Source organism: Nocardia noduli, from assembly GCF_019038455.1.
In the GTDB taxonomy this organism is placed as follows: domain Bacteria; phylum Actinomycetota; class Actinomycetes; order Mycobacteriales; family Mycobacteriaceae; genus Nocardia; species Nocardia noduli.
On sequence record NZ_JAFMPL010000030.1, the window covers coordinates 18,982 to 45,079 of the forward strand.

Here is a 26,098-nt window from a genome sequence, read left to right on the forward strand (position 1 = left end):
CGCGGGAATCCGGTCAGTTCACCGGCTCAACGGGTTTGCGCAGGGCCGCGACGAACATGGCGTCGGTGCCGTGCCGGTGCGGCCAGAGCTGGGCTGCCGGCCCCTCGCCGATATCGGTGACGCCGGGGAGGAGTTCCCTGGTGTCGAGTTGCACCGCGCCGGTGCGGCGGGCGAAATCGGCGACGATCGAGACCGTCTCGGGCAGATGCGGTGAACAGGTGGAATAGACGACCACCCCGCCGGGGCGCAGCAGTTCCCACGCCGCGGCCAGGAGTTCACGCTGGAGGACGACCAGATCGCGGACATCGGCCGGGGTCCGGCGCCAGCGCGCTTCGGGCCGACGACGCAGCGCGCCGAGGCCGGTGCACGGAGCATCGACCAGAACGCGGTCGTAGCCGGGGGTCAGTCCGCTGTCGCGGCCGTCGACCACGTGCACGTCGACCGGCAGATCCTTGGTGGTCTTGCGGACCAGTTCGGCACGATGTTCGGCCGGTTCCACCGCGTCGACGCGGAACCCGTCGATATCGGCCAGCGCGCCCAGCAGCGCGGCCTTGCCGCCGGGACCCGCGCACAGGTCGAGCCAGCGACCGCTGTCCGGACCTTCGAGTGGGGCGCGGGTCAGCGCGAGCGCGACCAGCTGGCTACCTTCGTCCTGCACCGCCGCCAGACCCTCGCGCACCGGATCCAATTTGCCCGGGTCGCCGCCGTCGAGATACACCGCGTACGGCGACCACCGGCCTTCCTCGCCGCCGGTGACCAAGGCCAGTTCCTCGGCGCTGATCTCACCGGGACGGGCGACCAGGTGCACCGAGGGACGGGCGTCGTCGGCCGCGAGCAGATCGCGCAATTCCCCGGCGCGCGCGCCGAGTGCGTCGGCGAAGGCCTGCGCGATCCAGAGCGGATGCGCGAATTCGAAGGCCATGTGCCCGACCGGATCGGCAGGCGCGAGCGCCTCCACCCATTCCTCGGCGGTCTTCTCCCCCGCCCTGCGCAGCACGGCGTTCACGAATCCCGCCTTGCCCGTGCCGAATTCGGCGCGAGCCAGATCCACCGACGTGTCCACCGCCGCGTGCGCGCCGATCCTTGTGCGCAGCAACTGGTAGACGCCGAGTCGCAGCACGTCGAGTAGCGGGCCGTCGATCTCCTCGACCGGGCGGCCAGCGCCCGCGGCGATCACCGCGTCGAGCAGACCGCGTGAACGGCTCGCCCCGTACGCGAGTTCGGTCGCCAAGGCCGCGTCGCGACCGGAGATCTTGCGTTCGCGCAGCAGCGCGGGGAGCACGAGGTTCGCGTACGCGTCCCGTTCCCGCACCGCGCGCAGTACATCGCGGGCGACGAGTCGAACGGGATCGCCCACCGGGCCGCGCTGTTTCTGCACATGCTGCCGCCCCGCGTCTTTCGACGCTCCCGAGCGGACCTGCTGCTTCTTGCCGCGACCTTCCGAAGCCGCTCTGCCGCCGCGTGCACCCTTCGACACACCGGGTCGCCCCGCGTTCGCCGAACCCGTCGAATCCCGCTTGCCGCCCGCCGCCGCGGAATCGCCGCCTCGTGCACGGTTCGCACCACGCGATGCCTGTTCCCGCCCGCCACGCGCGCCATCGTCGTTACCACGCCCGCCACCGGAGGAACGACCACCGGCCTCCTGCGGTCGGACAGCATTCGGACGCCCGGTTGCGGGGCGCTTGCCTTCATCACGCGACGCGCCGCCCCGAGACGCCTCGGGATCGCGCCGCCGGTCGCGGAACTCACCGGAACGGCCGGGCTCGTCCCGGGAACCGCCTCGACGGGCATCCGGCGAATTCGCCCCACCCTCGCGTTCCGACGCTCCCCCGCCCGCGCCGCGCGACTGTTCGTCCCCCGAATTACGCTGTGTGTTCATATTCCACCGCTCCGGTCGGGTTCGTGGCGCGTCGCCGCGCGGGTAGTCGTCTCGTCGTGGTGCGGCTGCGCCCGGGCGCGAACGCGGGGCGGAATTCCTGCCCCGACGTTCCGATTCATGCTGTGCGATGTCACTTTTCGTGGATTGCGTGCGAGCGAGCCAACCGCCGTCGACGGCGCCTTTCCCTGGCTTGCGGGCGGCGGTCCGTTCTTGCCCGGAGCGGGAACCGCGCGCGGGTTCTCCATCCGGTCGGCGTGGCGCTTCGGGAGCGCGACGGGGTCGCCGGTCGGGACGATCGGAGCCGTGTGGTCGATCCTCGGCCTTCACTCGACCACCGCGCCGGGCGCCAGCCGGGCACCGCGTGCCCAGTCCAGCGCGGCCATCATGCGCTTGCCCTGCGGTTGCACCTGGTCGAGCCGGACCGCCGTGGTGGCGGTGCCGACGAAGACCCCGGATTTACGCACTTCGATGGCACGTTCAGGAAGGGCCTCCTCGACCATCTCCACCGGACCGACCTTCAGGCGCAGTCCGTCGATCTCGGTCCACGCGCCCGGTGCGGGCGTCACGGCCCGGATGCGCCTGCTGATGGCGAGCGCGGGCTGATCCCAGCGGATGTGACCGTCCTCGGCGACAACCTTCGGCGCGTAGGAAACGCCGTCGGTGGATTGCGGAATCGCTTGCAGCGTATTGTCTTCCACGCCGTCGATGGTGGTCTCCAGCAGGCGCGCCCCGGTTTCGGCGAGCCGGGCGAGCAGGGTGCCCGCGGTATCGGTGACCGCGATCTTCTCCGTCACCACACCGAAGACCGGACCGGTGTCCAGTCCCGCCTCGATCTGGAAGGTGGAGGCGCCGGTGATCTCGTCGCCCGCGTCGATTGCGGCCTGCACCGGCGCCGCGCCGCGCCAGGCGGGCAGCAGCGAGAAATGCAGATTGATCCAGCCGAAGCGCGGGATGTCGAGCACCTGTTGCGGCAGCAACGCACCGTAGGCGACCACCGGGCAGCAGTCCGGCGCCAGCGCGAGGAGTTGTTCGACGAACTCGGGCTCGGAGGGGCGACGCGGGGTCAGCACCGGGATCCCGTGTTCGTCGGCGAGTTGTCCGACGGGCGACCTGGTGACCTTCCTGCCCCGCCCGGCGACCGCGTCGGGCCTGGTCACCACGGCGATCACCTCGTGACGTCGCGATTCGACGAAGCGCCGTAGCGACGGCACCGCGGGCTCGGGCGTCCCCGCGAAGACGATGCGCATCAGCGACCCCGCCCGAACGGTCCGGCGTTACCCGCGCCGAGCGCGCGCGAACTGCGCACGGTGACGCCCGCGTTGAACCAGTCGGATTCCCGGATGGTGCGCATCGCCTCCTTGCGGTCGGCGGGATCGAGTCGATCGATGAACAGCACGCCGTCGAGATGATCGGTCTCGTGCTGGACACAGCGGGCGAGCAGCCCCTCGGCGGTGAACTCGACCGGCGCCCCCGTCAGATCGAATCCGCAAGCGTGTACCCGCAGCGCGCGACGGGTGTCGTAGCGCAGGCCGGGAATGGACAGACACCCCTCCGCGCCGACCTGCTCCTCGTCGCCGACCACCGTGTAGGTGGGGTTGACCAGGTGCCCCGCCGCGTCCTCGGTGTCGTAGACGAACACCCGCAGCCCCACCCCGATCTGCGGCGCCGCCATCCCGACACCGCCGTCGTCGTGCATGGTGTCGGTCAGGTCGGTGACCAGCTGACGCAGCTCACGATCGAATTCGGTGACCTCCGCCGCACGGGCACGCAGGATCGGATCGCCGAACAGGCGAACGGGCTGAATGGTCACAAGTAGCTCCCGGAAGCGTTTCGTCAGGGTCGTCGTCAGGTGATGGCGGCACAGCGGTCGCTCTATTCTAGAGAGCCGCGCGAACGGCCCTTCGTCCCCGACCACCCCGGTCCACTCGTACTACTGCCGCCCGCAGCGCACACGGCCGCCCGCGAGGTTGCGGTGCCACACATCGGTGTCTTCGCGGGCAGGCATCCGGTATAGATTCCCGTATGGTCCGGCAGGTCCTCGTCCAAACCGTATTCGGCGCCGAGGATGAGCGGTCGCCAGGCCGTTCAGAATTCCCGCACGCCGGGCAGTACATCGGTGCGCCGCGCAGTGGACGAGCGAAGGGATGGGACATGGATCCGGGACAGATTCACTATCTGACGCGGTTGATTTCCGACTCACTCTCATCGGGAATCGCGGCCGCCGGATTCGTAGACGAAGATCTGGACGACAACCGTGGCCGTTTGTGGTTCCGTCGGGAGAACGGTGCACGGCCCTACACGATGCAGCGCGTCTCGGCCCGCATCGCGCAGCGTCGCGACGGTGGCGTCGTGATCAGCGGCCATACCTACTTGGTATCCGCGCTGATCGGCGAATTCGCGCGCGAGCTATCTCCGGAGGCACAACTCGACCTGGAGCCGATCGACCGAGATTTCCTGGACTGTGTCGAGCACGTCGGATTCGGATCACTTGCCAGACCGCAGAACACCGCGCTCGTCTTCCCGGTATCCGACGCGGATGGACTCGCAAGTGGCGTCGGAAAGTTCCTACGCTATGTTTCCGGACCGGTGTCGAAGTGGTTTTCCGAGCGCGACTCGATCGACAAACTTATCGGGCTGGCGAGAGTACCGACGCCGCGCACGAATCCGGAGAACATCCGGCCCGACCGGCTGCGGGGGACGGTCGTGCTGTGCTTGACGCAGGGACGTCCGGGAGCCGCCGCCGCGCTCATGCACTGGTATCTCGAACGCGGTCGCTTCAACGTGATGGATTCGTTCGAGCGAGCCAGCGCGTTCGACGCGGCACTTTCGGAGCGATTCCCGGAATACGCGGCGGCGCGCGGACACTGACACGTGGCGCTCGGCGTGCCGTGGGAAAGTTCGGCCGAGGTCCCCACGGAGAGATCGAAAAGCTGGTAGAAAACTCGTGTGGCCGGGCGGGGTGTTGTCACCTCCGTCCGGCTACCCCGAAAAGACCTGTTCGGCGGTGTGGGGGTGGGGTGCGGCTACTTCTCCGAGAAAGCGCTGTCCGGGAGCCCGCCGTCGGGTGGATCGGCGCGAGGCGATCAGGCGCGAGCGGTCTCGTCCAGTTCCAAACCGCTGAAGTAGTGGCGCAGGTAGAAGCCCATCAGCACGCCTCCGGTCACCACCGTGACCTTCTCGGCGGTCGTGCGGGGAAGGCGGCGCAGCAGCGCTCCGGAGATCGCGAGATTCATGGCGCCCCACACCATGTTCTGTCCCGGGGTCGACAGACCGACTCCCGGCGGGCTGGAGAAGGGGGTGGGGAATCGTTGTCCGGTGAGACCTTTGGCCGAGTGCAGCGCGGCGTTGACGAGCAGCGCACCGCCTGCGAACTGGGTGAACCGCCAGGTTCTCGAGCGGGATTTCATAGCGTGTATCTCCTGGATCTCGCGGGAATTTCGAGGGTATCGGACATACCGGACGGCGCTGTACGCCGGGGACGGCCCCCATCCACCCCCGAGCCCAAACAGCATGGGGGACTTGCTTCCTGAGAATTCGCTGATCGCGGGAACTACCCGGAACCCGTCGCTCGTTGAGCCGGGGTGTTCGCGTGGTGGGGTGATCTGGTCTCGCGCATCCGTTTCGTGGTCATCGGACTGGTGGCCGCGGCGATGCTGGGCTTGGCCGGATACGGGATCGGGCTCGATGACCACCTGAGTTCCGGTGGGTTGTTCGACCCGACCTCGGAGTCGTCGGAGGCCGGTCGACTCGCCGACGCGGCGTTCGGGCGTAATCACTATGCCGACGTCTTGATTCTCTACACCGCACCCGAGGGCAAGACCGTCGACGATCCGGAGTTCGCGCGCAAGATCGTCGACCACCTCAACGAGCTTCCGCGGCGATACCCCGAGCAGATCACCGGGATCAACGCCGCGTACTGGCCCACCGAGACGGGCAAACTCAGCGGATCCCAAATCGCGAGCGCGGATCGCAAGCACGCCTTCGCCGCGATCGCGATCCGCGGTGACGACGACACCACAATGGTGCGCAACTACCGCGCGGTCAAGGATGTCTTCACCATTCCCGGCGTCGACACACAGGTCGCTGGTCTGCAACCGTTGGCCGGCACTCTCACCGACACCATTGCCGCCGACTTGCACCGCATGGAGATACTCGCTTTTCCTGCGGTCGGGATACTGCTGTTCTTCATCTTCGGTGGACTCGTCGCCGCGTCGCTACCGCTCATCGTCGGTGGACTCACTGTCTTCGGGGCCTTCGGCATCGTCGAATTCCTCACCGAGTTCACCGAAGTCCATTCCTTCGTTTCCCCGGTGGTGTCGATGATCGGGCTCGGCTTGGCCATCGACTACGGACTGTTCATAGTGAGTCGCTTCCGAGAAGAACTGGCCGAGGGCTACAACACGCCCACCGCCGTGCGCCGCACGGTAATGACAGCGGGCCGCACAGTCGTCTTCTCTGCGACGATGATTGTCGCCAGCCTCGGCGGGATGCTGCTCTTCCCACAGGGATTCCTGAAATCTATCGCCTACGGGGCTATCGCGACGGTAACGATGGCCGCGCTGACTGCCATCACCATCCTGCCCGCGATCCTGGCCGTTCTCGGCCCGCGCGTGGACATGCTCGGTATCAAGCGGTTCCGCAAGACCAAGCCCGCCGAGGAGATCGAGAACGGGTTCTGGGGACGCAGCACTCGCTGGGTGATGAGACATCCGATCAAAGTCGCCGTGCCGCTGATTCTGGCACTCGTGCTGCTGATCCTGCCCATCGGCAACCTGGCCTTCGGCGGATTCAGCGAAAAGTACCTACCACCCGACAATCCGACCCGCTTGGCCCAACAGGAATTCGACCGGACCTTTCCGCTGCGCAAATCCGACCCAATCGAACTGGTCTTCGTCTCCACCGACACCAACGCCATCGGCAAATTATGGAAACAAGCCGGTCAGGCACCGGGCCTCGCCGAACCGTTCGGCGTCCCCTCCCGTTCGGCCGAGCAGCCCGAGGTATTCCGGACCACGGCCGCGCTCACCGATTCGAACGACGCCGGACCTACCATCGACTACCTGCGTGGCCTCGATCAACCCGAGGCCGTACGCATGCTCGTCGGCGGGGTCCCCGCCATGCAGAAAGACAGCATCGACGCACTGCTGTCCCGGATGCCGTGGATGATCGCCGCGGTCGTGCTCATCACGACCCTGCTGATGTTCCTGACCTTCGGTTCACTGGTGCTGCCGATCAAAGCCGCTCTCATGAGCGCGCTCGGCCTCGGGTCCACTCTCGGCATTCTGACGTGGATCTTCATCGACGGACATGGCGCGGGCCCGTTGAACTTCACCCCGCAACCGATCCAATCGAACATGCTCGTGGTGATCATGGCCATCATCTACGGCCTGTCCACCGACTATGAAGTATTCCTGCTCTCACGCGTGGTCGAAGCCCGCGCCCAAGGCGCGTCCACCACCGAGGCCGTGCGCATCGGCACCGCCCACACCGGCCGCATCATCACCGCCGCCGCCGCGATTCTGCTGGTGGTCGTCGGCGCGTTCGCCTTCTCCGACCTGGTGATGATGCAATACATCGCCTTCGGCATGATCGCAGCCCTACTCATCGACGCAACTGTCCTGCGCATGCTCCTGGTCCCCGCGACCATGAAACTGCTCGACGACGACTGTTGGTGGGCCCCTGCCTGGATGAAACGGATCCAACAGAAGGTGGGCCTCGGCGAGCCTGTCCTCGACGACGCACACCCGCGTAACGCCAACCTCGTCGACCTCATCCAGACCACACCCGTCACCGACCCGATCACCCTGCGGTTACCGGTGGTACGCGAACCGGACGCGGCCGAGCGGCCGTCGAGGACCGAGACCGCGGCGGCGACTCACCGCTGACGCCATCGAGCCCGGGCGCGGACTCAGCCGTGCAAGCGACGCGCGGCCGCCGCGCCGGAGCGGAAACAGGCTTCCAGCTGCGCGCCGAGCAGGTAGTCGCCCGCCAGTTCCAGGCCGGGGACGGCGGCGACCTGGGTCGCGACCTGGGAGAGGAATTCACCGTGGTCGGGGACGTAGGCGCAGTGCGCGGCCTCCCAACTGCGGGTTCGCGTCCGAACACGCTGCGGCGGTGTGGTTTTCAGGTGGTCGGTGACCTGTTTCTCGGCGGCGTCGATCCAGGCGCCGAGGACTCCTGAACTCGGGACCGGGCGCGCCTGCGCACCGCTGAAGGTGTAGCGGACGATGTGGCGGTCGTCGATTCCGTAGACTCCGGCCGCACTGCACGGCCCGGTGTCGAAGGCGATCGAGCGCACGGCGCTGGTGAACATCTCACCGTCGTATTCGACGACGGCCACGGTGGAGGGGTGATAGGCGACCTCGCCGAGGAGTTTGCCCAACGCGGGCAGGCCGTCGGCGACGATCGCGGCTGTCGCGAACGCGGGGGTCGCGAGCACCACGCCGTCGTAGTCCTGGCGGGTGGCGGCGCCCGCACCGCTGGACAGGGTCAGTCCGCGCACGTGACCGTCGTCGAGCACGATGCCATCGACCCTGGTATCGAGTCGGACGGTGATCCGGTTCGCGAAATCGTCGACGACCGGCTGGAAACCGCGCACCAACTGATCGTAGCGGTCCATCACCATGCCGAGATGCACACCGAAGGTGCCCGGATAGACTTCGTCCGGTTCGGCGGCATTGAGCCGTAAACTCATGGGCCGCAAGGCATGACGACCGAGCCCCGGGGTGAAATAGGTGTCGAGTGTGGCGTTGTCGAGTGCCGCGCCGACGCGGGTGAAATGCGGTGAGCCGAGGTAGCGGTTGCGGGCGGACAGCCGGACCCGCGCGCCGTAGCGCAGCATCGTCACGACATCGGCGGGGGTGCCGATGCGCAGCAGGTGACGGACGAGTCCGATCACGCCGGGGTTGTCGAGTGTGGTCAGTTCGCCGTCGATGATCTGTGAACTGTTGATGCCGAACTGTTCGTATTCGGCGCCGCCCATGGCCGCGACGAAGGCCCTGACCTGGGTGTAGCGGCGGCCGATATTCTTGCCGCCCACCATGATCGGGCGTTCGCCCAACATGTCGAAACCCATGCGGCCGCCGAGTACTCCGTCGGCTTCGATGAGATCGACCCGGTGGCCTGCCTCGTAGAGCCGATGGGCCGCGGCGAGTCCGGACATACCACCGCCGACCACGGCGAATCTGCGGGATATCTGCGTACGCCTCATGGGATTCCTGTTCCTATCGGTGGGTGATCGACGGATACGACGACAACTCGACGGTGCCGTGGGCGATCTGCTTGCCGTATTGCCGCAGTCCTATCGACACCAGCGGGAAACCGGGCGCCGATCCGGGCACGATCTCGGTGGCGCAGTCGATGTCGGCGTCGAGTTCGATGAATTCGGTGAATTCGGCACGCAATTCGGTGACGGCGGCGATCGGGGCGGCGAGTTGGTTCGCCTCGGTCGCGGCCAGTAGCGCCGCCTGCCGGAAGGCCTCGATCAGCAGCGGGCCCGGCACGTGGTCGTAGGGGTGGTCGAAGAAACTGGGATGGCGCTGGTCGACGACGAGCAGCAGGCGCTCCCCCGCTCGGCCGAGGACGATATTGCGAGGATCCCTGCGGCCCAGCAGATTCGGGTCGAGAGAGTCGACCTCGGTGATCGTGCCGGGGTCGCGGCTGTCCTGTTGCAGCGCGCGTAGCTCGTCGTAGGCGTCGCGGGGGAAGGCGATGCCGCCGCCGTGCACGGTCATCGCCGCCGCGCCGTCGACGGTGACGGTGGCATCGAACGAGATATCGCGGAAGTACCCGGAATCGGCGGGGTTCCGGTCGGAGCGGATGCGCACCACGGCCTCGAGCGGGGCCCGTTCGTCGTCGTGGAAGAGGCTGAGATCCTCCACGCACAGACCCATGCGTTGCAGACTCGCCGGGGCGTCGACCGGAACGCGCAGGTACCGCTGTCCGATGACGAGCAGCGACTGCCTGACGGCCTCGAGTACCGCCAACGGATCGTGGTAGGTGACGAGGCGGTCGAACCACAGCGAGTGCGCGCGCGGAAGTTGCACGGCCGCGAGGAATTCGTCGCCGACGGCCGCGGTGTCGGTGACGAAGACCTCGGCGACGGCGCTGCGATGCGCGAGCGAACGCGGCACCGCCTGGTCGAAGCCGAGGGCCCGGCGCGCGGCGGTGCGGCCGCTGGTCAGCTGGTTCTCCATGGATTCACCTCGGGCTTCGTGTCACGGTGCGCCGACGACGACCGGTTCGGCGGGCCAGAGCCGGTCGGTCAGCAGGTCGGCGAGGGCGCGGGGGGTCGGATGCAGGAAGAGGTCCTCGAGGGTGATCGATGTCCCGGCGGCGGCGTTGATCCTGGCCCGCAGTTCCAGGGCCGACAGCGATGTGAGGCCGATCTCCAGAATGGTCGCGTCGAGGGCGACATCGTCTTCCGCCAGATCGACCAGGATCTCGCGGATCTGCGAGATCACCAGTCGCACGGCGTATTCCGCGCGATCCGCCTCGGCCACCTCGATCGGGAGTTCGGCGGCTCCGCTCCGCTCGGCGGTGTCGACTCGAACGAAGACGTCAGCACCTACGGCGAGCTGCGCGCCTTCCGCGCCGATCAATTCGGTGAGCACGGCACGATCGGTCTGCGCCCAGTACACCTCGCGTTGGAAGGCGTAGGTGGGCAGGTCGACGGTGCGCGCACCGCTGCCCGCGAAGGTGCCGACCCAGTCCAGCGCGGCCCCGCGCACCCACGCCGCGGCGGCGGCCCTGGTGACCGAGGTCGCCTCGTCGATGCCGGGTCGCAGCGCGGGAACGGCGACGGTGTCGGGATCGGTCACCGTCTCGTAGACCATGGCCGAGAGAATGTCGGCCGGACCCACTTCCAGGAAGACCGAGGCGCCCGCGTCCGCGACGTGGCGCAGGCAGTCGTGGAAGCGCACGGGTTCGCGTAGCTGGCGTACCCAGTAATCGCGCGTGGACATGTCGGCGGGTCCGGCGAGCGCCCCGGTGACCGTGGACAGGATCGGCAGGACCGGCTCACCGAACCGGATATCCGCGATGGCGCGGGCGAATTCGTCGAGTATCCCGTCCACCTGCGGCGAATGGAACGCGCGTTCGGTGTCCAGGCGTTTCACCCGGCGTCCTCGGCTTCGCCAGTACCCTTCGGCGGCCTCGATCGCCTCGGGCGCGCCGGAGACCACGGTGGCGTTGGGGCCGTTGCTCGCCGCGACCGCGACGTCGAGCCCGGATTCGGCCAGACCCGCGACGACGTCGTCGTAGGAAGCGCGCACCGACGTCATCGCCCCGCGTGGAAGACCGAGCATGAGACGTCCGCGGGCCGCGACCATCGTGACGGCGTCCGGCAGGGACAGCACCCCGGCCAGATGCGCGGCCGCCAACTCCCCGATCGAATGTCCCACCAGGAAATCCGGTGTCATTCCCCAGGATTCGAGCAACCGGAACAGCGCGACCTCGATCGCGAACAGCGCGGGCTGGGTGTAATCGGTGCGACCGAGCAAATCCGCGGCCGCCGCGTCGAAGATCACCTCGCGCAGCGGGCGCTCCAGATGCGGGGTGAACAACTCGCACACCTCGTCGAAGGCGGCGCGGAAGACCGGATAGGCCCGGTAGAGCCGCTGCCCCATCCCGGTGTGCTGGCTGCCCTGGCCCGACAACAGCATGGCGATCTTCCCCGAGCCGCGACGGCGGTCACGGACCAGCGCCGCGGAGCGGGTGCCCGCCGCGAGCGCGTCCACGCCACGCCGCAGTTCGTCGGCGTCGGCCGCGACGATCACCGCGCGGTGATCGAATCGTGCGCGGGTGCGCACCAGGGAGTACCCGATGTCGACGGGGTCGGCGGGCGGCGTGCTCGCCAGCCGGGCTGCCTGTTCCCGCAGCGCGGCTTCGGATTTCGCCGAGAGAACCCACGCCGTGGGGGCGGTACCTCGGATCGCGGACAGCGGATCGGTGGCGGTGACACTGTCGGCAGTGGCAGCGTCGCCTCCGGTGGCGGCGGCAACGGCAGCGGCGTCAGTCGTGGCAGCGGCGGCGGCGGTGGCGGTGGCAGCAGCGGCGGCGGAGGCAGCGGAGGCAGCGGTGGTGGTGGTGGCAGCGGTGGTGGCAGCGGTGGTGGTGGCAGAAGCAGGAGCGGTGGTCGCGGCGGCAGGGGCGGCCTGTTCGACGATGACGTGGGCATTGGTGCCGCTGATTCCGAAGGACGACACCGCCGCGCGGCGCGGCCGGTCCACCTCGGGCCAGGGCGTCGGCTCGGTGACCAGCCGGACCCCGGCGTCGTCCCAATCCGCGTGCGGTGTCGGGGTATCCACGTGCAGGGTCGCCGGGACGACGCCGTGTCGCATGGCTTCGATGACCTTGATGAGTCCGGCCACCCCCGCCGCGGACTGGGTGTGGCCCATATTGGATTTGATCGAACCGAGCAGCAGCGGGGTGCTGTCGCCGCGTCCGCGACCGTAGGTGGCGAGCAGGGCTTGGGCCTCGACCGGATCGCCGAGTACCGTTCCGGTGCCGTGCCCTTCCACGACATCCACCTCGGCGGTGGTGAGCCCGGAGGCCGCGAGCGCGGCCCGGATGACTCGGCGTTGCGCGATCCCGCTCGGCGCGGTCAGTCCGTTCGACGCGCCGTCGGCGTTGATCGCCGAACCCCTGATGACCGCCAGGATCGGATGGCCGTTGGCGCGCGCGTCCGAAAGTCGTTCCAGTAGCAGCAGTCCCGCGCCCTCGCCCCAGGCCGTGCCGTCCGCGGCGGCGGCATAGGACTTGCAGCGTCCGTCCGGCGCCAATGCCCGCTGGCGCGAGAACAGCGCGAACGGCGCGGGTGTGGCGATCACGGCCGCGCCACCGGCCAGCGCGGTCGCGCATTCGCCCAGGCGCAGCGATTGCACCGCCTGGTGCACGGCGACCAGCGACGACGAGCACGCGGTGTCCACGGTGAGCGCGGGACCTTCCAGACCGAGCAGATACGCGATCCGTCCCGCCGCCATCGCGGCGGCGTTCCCGGTGAAGAAATAGGTCTCCGCGCCGTCCCACTGCTGGGCCGAGCCGAATCCGTACCCCTGTTCGCTGAGCCCGACGAATACGCCGGTCGGTCCGTCGCGCAGGGTCGACGGATCGATCCTGGCGCGTTCGATCGCCTCCCAGGCCACTTCGAGCAGCAGTCGGTGCTGCGGATCCATGGCCCGCGCCTCGAGCGGACCGATCCCGAAGAAGCCCGCGTCGAACGCGCCCGCCCGGTCCAGGAAACCTCCGGACCTGGTGTAGGACTTCGCGAATTTGTCCGGGTCGGGATCGTAGAGCCCGTCGATATCCCAGCCGCGATCTTCCGGCATGTCGCCGATCAGGTCGCGGCCCTCGAGCAGCGCCTCCCACAGCAGCTCCGGTGAGTCGATGCCGCCGGGGAACCGGCAGGCCGACCCCACGACCGCGATCGGCTCGCGGGCCCGGTATTCGATCTCGTCGAGGCGCTGTCGCGTCTCCTTGATGGTGTGTGCCGCGCGTTTGAGATAATCGCGCAGTTCGGCTTCGTTCGCCACGGTCGCCCTTTCAGCCGAGGCTCGCGGGGCGAACCTGATCGATGAGTTCGAACAGTTCGTCGTCGTCGGCGTCATCGATGTCGTCGACGGTTTCGCCGGTGCCCCCGCCGAGTCGGCGCGCCAGTTCGCCGAGGCGGGCCACGATCACGCCGAGTTGTTCGCCGTCGAGTTCGGCGCATTCCTGCGCCACGGTGTCCAACCGGACGACGAGATGTTGCACCGGGTCCCGTTCCGGTGCGATCTCCTCGCGCAGGTAGCGCGCCAGTTTGGCGGCGTTCGGGTAGTCGAAGACGACGGTGGTCGACAGTTTCACCCCGGTCGCCGCTTTGAGCCGGTTACGGAATTCGACCGCACCCAGCGAATCGAATCCGAGTTCGGTGAACGCCGTGTCCGGCGGCACCGCCTCGCGCGATTCGTGGCCGAGCACCGCCGCGGCGTGCGACCGGATGACGCCGAGGATCACGCGTTCCTGTTCCACCGGCCCGAGCCCGGTCAGACCGGCGACCAGGGCGGCCGCCTCGGCGACGCTCGCGTCGGCGGCACGGCGCTGGGCACGCAGCAGGCCGCGCAGGACCGGCGGCATCTCGGACGCCTCGCCCAGCGATCGGAGCGCGTCCAGATCGAGCCGCGCGGGCACAAGCGCCGTGTGGCCGGTGCCGCGTGCGGTGTCGAACAGGGCGACGCCCTCGGCGTCGGCCAGCGGGATCAGGCCGTCACGGCGCATCCGCATGCGGTCACGGTCGGTGAGGTGGCCGGTGATGCCGGTCGCGCGTTCCCACAGACCCCACGCCAGCGCGGTCGCGGGCAAAGACGCGGCCACGCGATGCTGGGCGAGGGCGTCGAGGAAGGCGTTCGCGGCGGCGTAGTTCGCCTGACCGGGGGAACCGAGTTGTCCGGCGACCGAGGAGTACAGCACGAACATCGACAGCGGCAGATCGCGGGTCGCCCGGTGCAGATGCCAGGCCGAATCGGCCTTGGCCCGCAGCACCCGGGCGAGCCGTTCACCGTTCTGGTCCGACAGCAGCGCGTCGTCGACGATGCCCGCGGCGTGCACGATTCCGGTCAGCGGATGACGTTCGTCCACCCCGGCGAGCAGCGCGTCGACCGCCGACCTGTCACCGAGATCGCAGGCCACGATGGATGTTTCGGCCCCGAGCGCGGTGAGTTCGGCTTCCAGTTCGGTCGCGCCGTCGGCGGCGCGACCGCGTCGGCCCGCCAGCAGTAGATGACGGACACCGTGCGCGGTGACCAGGTGCTTGGCGATCAGCGCGCCGAGTCCGCCGGTACCGCCGGTCACCAGCACGGTGCCCGCCGGGTCCGGTCCGGGTGCCACGGTGAGCACGTACTTGCCGATATGGCGTGCCTGACTGAGCTGGCGGAACGCGGCCGGGGCCCGGCGCACGTCCCAGGAGGTCACCGGAAGTGGGCGCAACGCGCCGGTGTCGAAGAGCCGCACCAGTTCGGCCAGGATCTCCCGCAGACGTTGCGGACCGGCCTCCATCAGCAGGAAGTTGCGGTAGCGCACGCCGGGGTGATCGGCCGCCACCGTCTGCGGGTCGCGCAGATCGGTGAGCCCCATCTCGATGAAGCGACCGCCGCGCGGCAGCAGTCCCAGCGACGCGTCCACTTTGTCACCCGCGAGCGAGTCGAGCACGATGTCGACGCCGCGGCCGTCGGTCGCGGCCGCGAACTTGTCCGCGAAGTCGACGGTGCGGGTGTCACCGATCCGATCGTCGGCGAAGCCCATGTCGCGCAGCACTTTCCATTTGCCTGTGCTCGCGGTGACGTAGAGGTCGAGTCCGAGATGACGGGCGAGCTGCACCGCGGCCATGCCGACACCGCCGGTCGCGGCATGCACGAGCAGGGTTTCCCCCGGCCGCGCGGCCGCGAGATCGACGAGTGCGTAGTAGGCGGTGGCGAAGACGATCGGCGTGGCCGCCGCCTGTTCGAAGGACCATCCCTCGGGAACGCGGATCAGGGTCCGATGGTCGGAGACCACCGTCGCGGCGACGCCGGTGAAGATGCCCATCACCTTGTCCCCCGGCGCGAGGTCGGTGACGTCGGGGGCGACCTCGACGACGATTCCGGAGCCCTCGCCGCCGACGGGCGTATCGGGGATCGGATACATGCCGAGCACGATGAGCACGTCGCGGAAGTTGATCCCCGTCGCCCGCACCGCGATTCGCACCTGTCCCGGCTCCAGCGCCGCGGTGTCGGGCACGTCGGACAGGATCATATTGTCGCCGTCCAGGGTGCCCCTGCCCCGTGTCACCAGCTGCCAGGACGGTGATTCGACGAGCGCGGCCGAGCCGACGGTATCGGCTCCGGCGCGCGTCAGTCGGGGGGCGAACAGTTCGCCGTGCCGCAGCGCGAGCTGGCCCTCGTCGAAGGATTCGGCGGCGAGGGCGACGGCCGAGCGGAAGTCGGCGCGGTCGTCGACGTCGAGAACCAGGACACGGCCGGGATTCTCGGTCTGCGCGCTGCGCAGCAGTCCCCAGGCCGCCGCGCCCGCCAGGTCGGGGACGTCCTCGGCGCCGTGCACGGCCACCGCGCCGCAGGTGACCGCGATCAGTGCCGGGTGGTCGTAATCGTCGGCGGCGAGCAGATCCTGGAGTCGGGACAGCAGGGTCGCGAGCCGGGCGTGTACGTCGTCGGGCAGGTCGTCGCCGGACGGTCCGGCGGCGTCGGAGAACAGGGGTATGACCCGGAAGTCGTTGTTCGAGTGCGTGTATCGGAGGTTCGAGTCGTCGCCGGACCAGGTTCCGTCCGTGCGCGTGCCGTGCGGCACCGGTACCCAGGTGGTCTCGAACAGCGCGTCGTCGGCGACCGGGGCGGCGGCGCCGAGTGCCGAGCGGGGGATTTCCCGCATGACGAGCGCGTCGATCGTCGCGACGATCCCGCCCATGGTGTCGGCCAGTTCCAACTCGACGCGATCCGGCCCGCGCGGCGCGATGCGCACCCGCAGCGCCGCGGCGCCGACGGCGCGCACGCGGACACCTTCCCAGGCGAACGGCAGGCGGATTCCGCCGCTGCCCGATACGCCGATCGTCCCGGCCAGGATCATCGCGTGCAGCGCGGCGTCGAGCAGGGCCGGATGGATGCCGAAGTGTTCGGCGTCGCCGCGAATCGGCTCGGGGAGGGCGACTTCCGCGAAGACCACTTCCCCCAGACGCCACACTCGCCCCAGCCCCTGGAATTCCGGGCCGTAGCTGTATCCGGCCGCCGCCATCCCGTCGTAGGGGTCGTTCGCGGGCAGTGCCACCGCGTTCGCGGGCGGCCAGGCGCCGAGGTCACCGCTGACGCGCTGTTCGGCGGACGCGGGAACCAGGCTGCCGCTCGCGTGGCACAGCCAGCGACCTTCGGCCACATTCGTGCCCGCACCCTGCGGCCGGGAGTACACCGCGACGGTCCGCGCGCCCTGCGCACCCGTCGCGCCGACGACGACCTGCACCTCGACCGCCGCGCTCTCCGGCACGACCAGCGGCGCTTCGAGCACGAGTTCGCCGATGTCCGGTGTGTGCACGAGTTCGCCCGCGTGGCAGGCCAGTTCGACGAAGGCGGTGCCGGGCAGCAGCACCTGTCCACCGATCCGGTGCCCGGCCAGCCACGGGTGCGTCCGCAGCGAGAGCCGTCCGGTCAGCAGCAGACCACCGTCGTCGGCGCGACTGATCGCCGCGCCGAGCAGCGGGTGGTCGGTCGCGCCGAGACCGGCTTGGCGCATATCGCCGCCGGAAGCGCTCTCGAGCCAGAACCTGCCCCGCTGGAACGCGTAGGTCGGCAGGTCGACCCGCCGCGCGGTGGTCTCGGCGAAGGCGGCGGTCCAGCGGACCGGTGCGCCGCCGGTGTAGGCGGTGGCGAGTCCGTGGACGAAGGCGATCTCGCCCGCCGACCCCGGTCGTTGCAGCGGGGCGACGGTGACGGCGTCGGCCCGGTCCTCGGGAACGCCTCCCAGCACCAGCCCGGACAGGGTCGTGCCCGGCCCCGCCTCGACGAAACAGGTGACCTCGCCGGTGTCGTGGGCCCAGCGCACCGCGTCCAGGTATCGCACCGGTTCGCGCAGGTGCCGCACCCAGTAGTCGGGTGAACTCAGCTCGGCCGTCTCGGCCACGCGCCCGGTGAGCGCGGAGACGACCGGGACAACCGCCGTCCCGTAGGTCAGATTCGCGCACACCTCGGCGAATTCGTCCAGGATCGGATCCATCAGGGGGGAATGGAACGCGTGGCTGACCCGCAGCCTGCGCACCGTGACGCCGTCGGCCTCGAGTTTGCCGGCCACGGCGGTGATCGCGGCATCCCGGCCGGACAGCACCGTGGCTCGCGGCCCGTTGACCGCCGCGACACCGAGGACGTCACCGAATTCGTCGAGCAGTCCGGCGAGGGTGTCGACGCCCGCGGCGACCGAGATCATCGCGCCGCCCGTGGGCAGCGACTGCATCAGCCTGCCGCGCGCCGCCACCAGGGTGACCGCGCCGGCGAGCGACCACACCCCGGCGACGTGGGCCGCGACGATCTCGCCGATGGAATGTCCCATCAGGAAATCCGCGCGCAGACCCCACGATTCGGCCAACCGATAGACCGCGAGCTCGGTCGCGAACAGGGCGGGCTGGGTGTATTCGGTGCGATCGAGCAGATCGACCGATTCCGTGTCCTCGCCGCCGAGGACCAGGTCACGCAGCGACCTGTCCAGATGCACGTCGAAGGCGGCGCAGATCTCGTCGAAGACGTTGCGGTAGAAGGGATAGCGCTCGTAGAGATCGCGGCCCATGCCGACGCGCTGCGCGCCCTGGCCGGGGAACATCACCGCCACCGAGGCCGGTCCGCCCGCCGCGCCGCGCACCACCGCAGCAGTGCCGACACCGTCGGCCAGCGCCCGCAGTCCCGCCCGCAACTGCGCCCGATCACCGCCGATGACGACGGCGCAGTGCTCGAATCGGGCCCGCGCGTCGGCCAGCGTGTAACCGATATCGGCCGTCGCGAGGTCCGCTGTCGCGGAGTCGGCCGCCGCGACGAAGTCGGCCAGCCGCGCCGCCTGCGCGGCCAGTGCCGCCTCGGATTTCGCACTCACCACCCACGGCGTCACCACCGGATCGACGGGTACGGCGGGCGCGGCGACCGATTCGGCGGGCGCCTCCTCCACGATCACGTGCGCGTTGGTTCCGCTGATCCCGAACGACGAGATCGCCGCCCGCCGCGACCGGTCCGACCGCCGCCACGGTGTCGCTTCGGTGACCAGGCGCACCGCGCCCGAGGCCCAGTCCACATGCGGTGACGGTTCGTCGACGTGCAAGGTCGGCGGGACGAGTTCGTGACGCATCGCCATCACCATCTTGATCAGGCCGCCGACGCCCGCGGCGGCCTGGGTGTGGCCCATATTCGATTTGATCGACCCGAGCAGCAGCGGATCGCGATCGCCGCGCTGCTGACCGTAGGTCGCGAGCAGCGCCTGGGCTTCGATCGGATCGCCGAGTGTCGTTCCGGTGCCGTGCGCTTCGACCACATCCACGTCGCGGGCCTCCAGACCCGCGTCCGCGAGCGCGGTCCTGATCACCCGCTGCTGCGACAATCCGTTCGGCGCGGTGAGCCCGTTCGACGCGCCGTCGGAATTCACCGCGGTACCCCGGACGAGGCCGAGCACCGGATGCCCGAGCCGTCGAGCTTCCGAAAGGCGCTCCAGCAGCAGCATTCCCACGCCCTCGCCCCAGGCGGTGCCGTCGGCGGCCGCGGCGAAGGATTTGCAGCGGCCGTCGCCCGCGAGCGCGCGCTGGGCCGAGAACGCGATGAACGCCGACGGGGTCGCCATCACCGTGACCCCGCCCGCGAGCGCGAGCGAACACTCCCCCGCGCGCAGCGACCGCGCCGCCTGGTGCACCGCGACCAGCGACGACGAACAGGCGGTGTCGATGGTGACGGCGGGCCCCTCCAGCCCGAGGGTGTAGGCGATGCGGCCGGAGGCGATACTCGCCGCCTGGCCCGTCATCAGGAACGGGAGGACGCCGTGGCGATCCTTGCCCATGGTGTGCGCGGGCGGGGTCTGGGCATCGGTCATCATGCCGACGAAGACACCGGTGGCGCTGCCGCGCACGGTCGTCGGATCGATACCGGCCCGTTCGAACGCCTCCCAGCCGGTCTCGAGCACCAGCCGTTGCTGCGGATCCATGGCGAGGGCCTCGCGCGGCCCGATCCCGAAGAACGCCGGATCGAATTCTGTTGCGCCGTCCAGGAATCCACCGGACCGGACATAGGTCTTGCCCTCGATGCCCGGTTCTGCGTCGAAGAGCCCGTCGGTGTCCCAGCCTCGATCGCGCGGCCAGTCCGAGACCAGGTCGACGCCGTCGGCCACCGCGCGCCACAGCTGTTCCGGCGATTCGATGCCGCCCGGATAGCGACATGCCATCCCGACGATCGCGATCGGCTCGTGCGCCCTCGATTCCAGATCCGCCAACCGCCCCCGGGTGGTCTGCAATTCCTTGATCGCTTTTTTCATATAGGCGCGAAGCTCGTTCTCATTCGCCATGGGCAAACATCTCCTGCATCAGCGGTAACGGCATGCGTCATTACCGTGGAACCAGACACGACGGCGGCAGAATTCGAATCGCCGGCCCCATCGCGTCGCACCGGCCGGACGGCGACGGCACGACACCGTCGATGCGACACAGTTAGCGGACAAAGTGGGGCGACACACAGCGCGAGCTGCGGTGTCACTGTGCGTCAGGCTAGGACAGGTCGTGACGAATCGCATTCGCAATCAGGGTATTTGGGAGACACAACAATGGCGGGTGTGACGCCACTGGGGCTTGCCCAGCAACCATTGCTCGGGTTTCGCAGGCTGCCATAGTGTCTGCCCCCATGACGTGGAACCCCGGCCTGATACCGGACCAACAGGGCCGAACTTTCGTCGTCACCGGGGCATACGGCGGTCTCGGCCGAGTCGTCACCGCGACGCTCGCCGACCGCGGGGCGACGGTGGTGATGGCATGCCGCGACGTCGAGCGGGCGCGTGAATTCGCGCGCGACATCGACGGAGATATCGTCGTCGAGCGACTCGAACTGGCCGACCTCGCGTCGGTTCGCGAATTCGCCGACCGGCGTGGCGAAGTCGATGTTCTGATCAACAATGCCGGTCTGATGAACATCCCGTTCGCGAGGACGGCGGACGGTTTCGAAATGCAGTTCGGCGTCAACCACCTGGGGCATTTCGCGTTGACCGGACTGCTGCTGGACCGCATCACCGACCGCGTCGTGTCGGTCTCCAGCATTTCCCACAAGTGGATACGCGCATTACATCTGGATGATTTGCAGTTCGAACGCCGCCGCTATTCCCGATCGGGCGCCTACGCGCAGTCCAAACTCGCGACGCTGATGTTCGCCCGCGAATTACAGGACCGACTCGAACGCACCGGATCGGCCACCAGGTCCTACGCTGTCCATCCGGGAGTCGCCCCCACCGGGCTGGTCGCCAGGACCGGCACGCCGCTGGATCTGGTGGCCGAACCCTTCATCGGACTCGTCGGACAGTCCAGGGCGGCCGCGGCGCGATCGATGCTGTTCGCTGCCACCGCACCGGAAGCCGACCCGGGAACCTATTGGGGCCCCACCCGGCTGATGCACACCCGAGGCCCGGTCGCCGCGACCCCGTCGAGTTCGCTCTCGCGCGATCCCGCACTGCGGCAACGGTTGTGGGAGGAATCCGAGCGGGCCACCGGACTCCGCTTCCCGATAGCACCTACTGCCACAGGGACCGTCCATGAAGCTCACTAGGACCCGAATCCTGATCTGCGCGTTGATGATCGGTGCGGCGACGGGGCTGACCTGTCAGGGCCAGGTCATGGCCCAGCCCGTCTACCCGGACCCGGACCCCGACCCGTTCTTCGCCACACCGGCGGGCATCGCCGACGCCGCGCCCGGTGACGTCATCGATGTGCGTTCCGAGCCGCCGCTGCCGTACTTCCCGACCGCGACGGTCACCCTGATCAAATTCCGTTCGACGAACTCCCAGGGCCGACCTATCGCGGCGACCACGACGGTGCTGACCCCCGCCGAGCACCGACCGGGGGCTCCCCTGCTGTCGTATCAGCACATCATCAATGGTCTCGGTACCCGATGCTCGGTCTATCACGGGCTCTACGACTACGACCCGAACCTGCTCTACCGCGCGGTCCCGCTGCTCAACACCATGTTGCTGCGCGGGTGGAGTATCGCGCTGCCCGATCACCTCGGCCCCACCGCCGCCTACGGCGCGGCACGGCTGGGCGGACAGATCACCCTGGACGGAATCCGCGCGGCGCAGCGCGTTCCCCGACTCGACCTCGCCGAGAGCCCGGCCGCGATGCTCGGCTATTCCGGCGGCGGCATGGCCACCGCGTGGGCCGCCGCGCTCGCACCTCGATACGCCCCCGAACTGCGTCTGGTCGGCGCGGCGGCGGGCGGCGTTCCGATGAATATCAATCTCATGGCCCGCGGGCTCGGCCTCGCGCCGCACCCGATGTTCGGCCTGGCGATGGGCGCGGCGCTCGGATTGGAGCGCGAATACCCCGACCGGCTCCCGATCAGCGATCAGCTCAACGAGCAGGGCAAGCAGATCCGGGCGTCGATGGCCAACGCCTGCACCTACGAACTCATCGCGCTCGGCGCCATGCAGAGCGCGGGCGCGCTCGCCTCGACCACGTCGCTGATCGATGACGAGCGGGTATGGCAGGTCAGTGGCGAGAACAGTCTCGAACTGTTCGACGGCACCCCGACCGTGCCGGTTTTCGAATGGCACACCCCGACCGACCCGCTGATCCCGGTCGAATCCGTCGACCGCACCAATCGCCGCTACTGCCAGGCCGGGGTCAGGCTCTGGTCCGAGCTGTATCCGAGCCCCGATCACCTCGCCACCGCCGTACTCGGCTTCCCGTCCGCGGTGAGCTGGCTCGACGCCCGCTTCCGCGGCGAATCCGCGCCGAGCAACTGCTGACCGGCCCCGACTTCCAAGGATCGACCTCATGACCGGTACCTGGTTCAGGGCATTGATCGCCGCCGTCTGTTTCGTCGGCCTCGCCATGTCCACCCATTCGACGGCGTCGAGCGAACCCCTCTATCCGACGCCGAACCCCGACCCGTTCTTCCACGCCCCCGACGATCTCGCCGCGCTCCAGCCCGGCGACGTGGTGCGCACACGCAAGGTCGACACCGGCCCGTTCCAGGGCGTCGACTACTGGAACGTCGCGTTCCGGTCCACCAACTCGGCGGGCGATCCCATCATGGGCGTGACGACCGTGCTGATCCCCGAGGGCGCGGTGAACCCGCCGCTGGTCTCCTACCAGGCGTTGATCAATTCGCTCGGCACCAAATGCAATCCGTCGTATTCGCTGTTCAACGAGGAGACCCTGGACGCGCTCGGCGCGGTACTTCCGCTCGGGCGCGGCTGGGCCATCGCACTGCCCGACTACCTGGGGCCGACGGTCGCCTACGGCGCGGCACGGCTGAGCGGAATGGTCACCCTCGACAGCGTGCGGGCGCTCAAGCGGGCGACCGGCCTCGGACTCGGGGATTCGCCCGTCGCGCTGGCCGGGTACTCCGGCGGCGCGATGGCGAGCGCGTGGGCCGCCGCGTTGCAGCCGACCTACGCCCCCGATCTGCCACTGGTCGGCGTCGCGGCGGGCGGTATCCCGGTGGATGTCGAGGAGATGGCGCTCGGGATCGGTTTCGGACCGCACCCCGGCTTCGGGCTCGCCTTCGCCGCGGCGATGGGCCTGGAGCGGGAGTATCCGACGCGGTTGCCGATCTCGGCCCAGCTCAACGAGACCGGATTGTGGTTCCGGGAGTTCACCCACGACGAATGCAGGCGTTTCATCCTGGCCAACGGCGCCTTGCGCAATGCCGAGCAGATGGCCGCGACCAAGAGCCTGATGGACAACCCGGAGGCGCGGGCGGTGTTGCGCGAGAACAGCGTCCGCCGTTTTCCCGACGTGCCGACCGCGCCGCTGTACTACTGGCACGGCATCTACGACGAACTGACGCCGTTCCAATCCGCCGCCGAGGTCGCCGACAGATACTGCGCGGCGGGGGCGCACCTGACCTTCGTCACCTACGACATCTCCGAGCACATGACCACGGCGGTGGCGGGATTCCCCGGAGCGTGGAATTTCATCGAAGCACGGTTCCGCGGGGAACCGGCGCCGAGCAACTGCTGACCCACCCGCGCGGAACGGCCCCGCGATTCCGGACGGAATCACGGGGCCGTTCACGTCGGTCGCGGTCAGGAATTGCCCGCGATGATCACCTCGGGAATGCCGGTACCGAGCGGCACCGGACGGCACACCGGCGCGGGGGCGCGCGCCGGGTCGAGGATGTCGAGCAGCAATTCCCCCACGAACGGGTCGTAGACCATGTGGAAATGCCCGGTCAGATCCTCAGGGCACAGATCCTGGAGCACGAGGTTCTCCGCGCCTGTGCCCCGCAGGGCGATATTCTCGAACGGCTGGATCATCTCGTCGACGCGGCTGCCGACCGTTACGTATCTCGGTCCGGGAACCGTGTCGCCGCCCGCGTTGAGTTCGAGCATGAACGCCGATCCCTGCGCCTGCTGTATCACCGCCTGCGAGGTCACCCGCGCGAACAGTTCCAATGCCCCGGGGATCATCTGCGCGACCGGAGCCAGCCCGTACATCACCCCGCCGTAACTCGGCGACGCCAGTCCGACCCACTGCCGCACGTGGGACGCGCCGCCGAGTTTGTTCATGTAGTACCGAGTCACGTTGGCGCCCTGGGAGAATCCGACCAGATCGACCTGGTCGGCGCCGGTCCGCGCCAGCACCAGATCGACGAAATCCCCGACCTGGGCGGCACTGACCCGCATATCCTCGGTGCCGTAGGTGTTCGCGCCCGGTGCCGCGCCGTAGTTCAATGCGAAAACACAGATTCCGGCGTCGACGAGTAGCGTGCCGATGGCCGACCAATCGGAGTACGCGGTGGAATCGGTGCCGTGCGCGAGGATCACCGGTCGCGAGGACGGGTCAGCGGGTACGCAGTCGACGTTGTTCACGCCCGCGGGAACGACGTTCCAATGGAATTTCTGATAGACGGCCGCGGCCAGGTGATCGGGCTGCGCGGGGGCGCTCGCGGTCGGTATCTCCGGGGGCGCGTGGTTCGAACTCGGATCCGCGTGCACCCGCGCCGCGCCGGAGCCGAACAGGACGGCTCCGGCCATGACGCAGATCAGCATCGACCTGCCCCACTGTGATACTCCCCAACCCAACACACCCTTCGGCTGTTCCATCTCACAATGATGAACCGAAATGGCGTGAAAGGCACACGCGCAGGACAGGTCCGGGGGTTACTTCTCGGTAGCGTCGTCGTCGGCGAGGATGCGGTAGAGCGCGCGACGCGCCTCGGTCAGCACCTCGGCCGCCTTCTCCGCCTGTTCGGGCGTACCCGCCGCGGCGACCTGCCCGACCGCGCCCATCAGCTGTCCGACGAGTCCGCGCAGGTCGATGGCCTGGGCGCCCACATCGGTCTTGACATCGGCCCACGGGTCGCCCAGATCCTCGCGGTTCTCGGTGACGTACGCGGTCCCGGTCTCGGTCAGTTTCGCGGTCTTACGACCCGAGACCTTCTCGATGAGAACGAGACCTTCGTCCTCCAACTGGGCCAGCGCGGGGTAGATCGATCCCGGACTCGGACGCCAGACATCGTCGCTGCGCTCACGGATCTGCTGGATCAGCTCGTATCCGTGCATCGGACGCTCGGTCAGTAGCAGCAATACGGCGGCGCGGACGTCACCGCGCCTACCTCGGCCACCGCGACCGCGTCCACGTCCGAACTGCGGGCCCGGCCCGAAACCGGGGCCGAACCCCGGGCCGAAGCCGGGACCGAAGCCCTGGCGTGGGCCGCGGCGACGGCCGTGGAAATCCGGGCCGAATTCGATATCGGCGCGGTGGTGACCGTGACGGCGTCCACGCCGTCCGAAATCTTGATTGTCGAGGGTGTTCATCTCGGCCTCCTCAGGCTCTCGTGTTCGTTTCATACTATCGACGATATATCGACAATGCATCGAACGCAAGGAAGTCGGGGATCATTCCCGGTGACGACGCCCACTCTGGGTTCAGCCGCCCGACGCCGCGACCATCACCTCCACCCGCGACGCCATCGCACGCCCCGCGGCGTGCAACGGTTCGACCGACCGGAGGGTGCGGCACAGGATGAAGGCGCCCTCCAACGCGGCGAGCACCGCGAAGATCAGCTCACGGGCGTCGGCGGCGGCGAGACCGCGGCGCACGAAATAGTCCGACCCCGATTCGACCCAGGAGCCGATGACCTCGGCGGTGACCTCGCGCAGTCCGGGTTCACTGTCGGCGATCTCGCCCGCGACGGTCCCGACCGGGCACATATTCATCCAGCCCGAGTCCCGGATCTGTTCGGCGGCCGCGGCGAAGGCGGCGGGGATCGCCTCGCGCAGGTCGTCGTACGGATCCATCAGCAGGGGCAGGAGCTGGATGTACGCGGCGCCGGATGTGCGTAGCGCCGACGCCGCCAGCTGTGGTTTTCCCTCGGGGAAGTGGTGATACAGCGATCCCATCGGGGCGTGTGCGGCGACGGTGACCTGCTTGACCGTCGTCGCCGAGTACCCCTGCCTTCGCATCAGTTCCGCCGTCGCCGTCACGAGGCGATCCCTGGTGGTTGTTGACATCTGCTCGGTCACACTCCC

The 26,098-nt window shown here is 68.8% G+C and carries 15 protein-coding genes and 1 pseudogene; 5 read left to right on the forward strand and 11 right to left on the reverse strand.

The genetic code is table 11. The annotated features are described in order from the left end of the window. Positions 1-13: 13 nt before the first annotated feature. The 3 genes from JZ792_RS18335 to def all read right to left on the reverse strand — a co-directional run bounded on the left by JZ792_RS18335 (position 14) and on the right by def (position 3,689). The gene (locus JZ792_RS18335) at positions 14-1,477 is read right to left on the reverse strand and encodes an RsmB/NOP family class I SAM-dependent RNA methyltransferase (protein ID WP_216911679.1); all 1,464 of its coding nucleotides are present in this window, start codon (positions 1,475-1,477) and stop codon (positions 14-16) included. Between the two features lie 725 nt (positions 1,478-2,202). Beyond that, positions 2,203-3,126, reverse strand: coding sequence for a methionyl-tRNA formyltransferase (fmt, locus tag JZ792_RS18340; protein ID WP_216911680.1), 924 nt, complete (start codon positions 3,124-3,126; stop codon positions 2,203-2,205). Further along, positions 3,126-3,689 (reverse strand): peptide deformylase, encoded by a 564-nt coding sequence (gene def / locus JZ792_RS18345; protein WP_216911683.1) that lies wholly within the window; start codon positions 3,687-3,689, stop codon positions 3,126-3,128. The genes fmt and def overlap by 1 nt, the downstream gene beginning before the upstream one ends. A gap of 341 nt (positions 3,690-4,030) precedes the next feature. On the opposite strand from def, the gene JZ792_RS18350 reads away from it, so the two are divergent. Continuing rightward, positions 4,031-4,747, forward strand: a complete 717-nt coding sequence (locus JZ792_RS18350) for a hypothetical protein (RefSeq protein ID WP_216911684.1) — start codon at positions 4,031-4,033, stop codon at positions 4,745-4,747. A 215-nt stretch (positions 4,748-4,962) separates the two neighbouring features. Here the strand turns inward: JZ792_RS18350 and JZ792_RS18355 are convergent, their stop codons facing one another. Next, complete coding sequence (locus tag JZ792_RS18355; RefSeq protein ID WP_216911686.1) at positions 4,963-5,286, reverse strand: hypothetical protein; 324 nt, start codon at positions 5,284-5,286, stop codon at positions 4,963-4,965. 174 nt (positions 5,287-5,460) lie between these two features. Here JZ792_RS18355 and JZ792_RS18360 point away from each other — a divergent pair, with 174 nt between their 5' ends. Continuing rightward, positions 5,461-7,764 (forward strand): MMPL family transporter, encoded by a 2,304-nt coding sequence (locus tag JZ792_RS18360; protein ID WP_216911688.1) that lies wholly within the window; start codon positions 5,461-5,463, stop codon positions 7,762-7,764. 23 nt (positions 7,765-7,787) lie between these two features. Here JZ792_RS18360 and JZ792_RS18365 read toward each other — a convergent pair whose 3' ends face one another. The 4 genes and pseudogenes from JZ792_RS18365 to JZ792_RS18380 all read right to left on the reverse strand — a co-directional run bounded on the left by JZ792_RS18365 (position 7,788) and on the right by JZ792_RS18380 (position 19,924). Next, positions 7,788-9,089: an FAD-dependent oxidoreductase gene (locus tag JZ792_RS18365; protein ID WP_216911689.1), complete on the reverse strand. Its 1,302-nt coding sequence runs from the start codon at positions 9,087-9,089 to the stop codon at positions 7,788-7,790. A gap of 13 nt (positions 9,090-9,102) precedes the next feature. Next, positions 9,103-10,074: an AfsA-related hotdog domain-containing protein gene (locus tag JZ792_RS18370; protein ID WP_216911691.1), complete on the reverse strand. Its 972-nt coding sequence runs from the start codon at positions 10,072-10,074 to the stop codon at positions 9,103-9,105. A gap of 21 nt (positions 10,075-10,095) precedes the next feature. Next, positions 10,096-13,386: pseudogene (locus JZ792_RS18375) on the reverse strand (type I polyketide synthase); the annotation flags it as partial. Positions 13,387-13,420: 34 nt separating this feature from the next. After that, the gene (locus JZ792_RS18380; RefSeq protein WP_216911695.1) at positions 13,421-19,924 is read right to left on the reverse strand and encodes a type I polyketide synthase; all 6,504 of its coding nucleotides are present in this window, start codon (positions 19,922-19,924) and stop codon (positions 13,421-13,423) included. 332 nt (positions 19,925-20,256) lie between these two features. Here JZ792_RS18380 and JZ792_RS18385 point away from each other — a divergent pair, with 332 nt between their 5' ends. The 3 genes from JZ792_RS18385 to JZ792_RS18395 are packed head-to-tail and all read left to right on the forward strand — an operon-like array spanning position 20,257 to position 23,585. Next, positions 20,257-21,168, forward strand: a complete 912-nt coding sequence (locus JZ792_RS18385) for an oxidoreductase (protein WP_216911696.1) — start codon at positions 20,257-20,259, stop codon at positions 21,166-21,168. Next, positions 21,155-22,366 carry a lipase family protein gene (locus JZ792_RS18390; RefSeq protein ID WP_216911698.1) on the forward strand — a complete coding sequence of 404 codons (1,212 nt, stop codon included), beginning with the start codon at positions 21,155-21,157 and terminating at the stop codon, positions 22,364-22,366. Before JZ792_RS18385 ends, JZ792_RS18390 begins: the two co-directional genes overlap by 14 nt. Before the next feature lie 28 nt (positions 22,367-22,394). Beyond that, on the forward strand, positions 22,395-23,585 hold the full coding sequence (locus JZ792_RS18395; protein WP_216911699.1) for a lipase family protein: 1,191 nt from the start codon (positions 22,395-22,397) through the stop codon (positions 23,583-23,585). 65 nt (positions 23,586-23,650) lie between these two features. Here JZ792_RS18395 and JZ792_RS18400 read toward each other — a convergent pair whose 3' ends face one another. From JZ792_RS18400 to JZ792_RS18410, 3 genes are all read right to left on the reverse strand, one after another. Further along, the gene (locus tag JZ792_RS18400; protein ID WP_216911732.1) at positions 23,651-24,616 is read right to left on the reverse strand and encodes an esterase/lipase family protein; all 966 of its coding nucleotides are present in this window, start codon (positions 24,614-24,616) and stop codon (positions 23,651-23,653) included. Positions 24,617-24,727: 111 nt separating this feature from the next. Further along, entirely contained in the window at positions 24,728-25,417 is a 690-nt protein-coding gene (locus JZ792_RS18405) for a PadR family transcriptional regulator (protein WP_254189997.1), read from the reverse strand. A 78-nt stretch (positions 25,418-25,495) separates the two neighbouring features. Beyond that, positions 25,496-26,092, reverse strand: a complete 597-nt coding sequence (locus JZ792_RS18410; RefSeq protein ID WP_308165349.1) for a TetR/AcrR family transcriptional regulator — start codon at positions 26,090-26,092, stop codon at positions 25,496-25,498. Positions 26,093-26,098 lie beyond the last annotated feature (6 nt).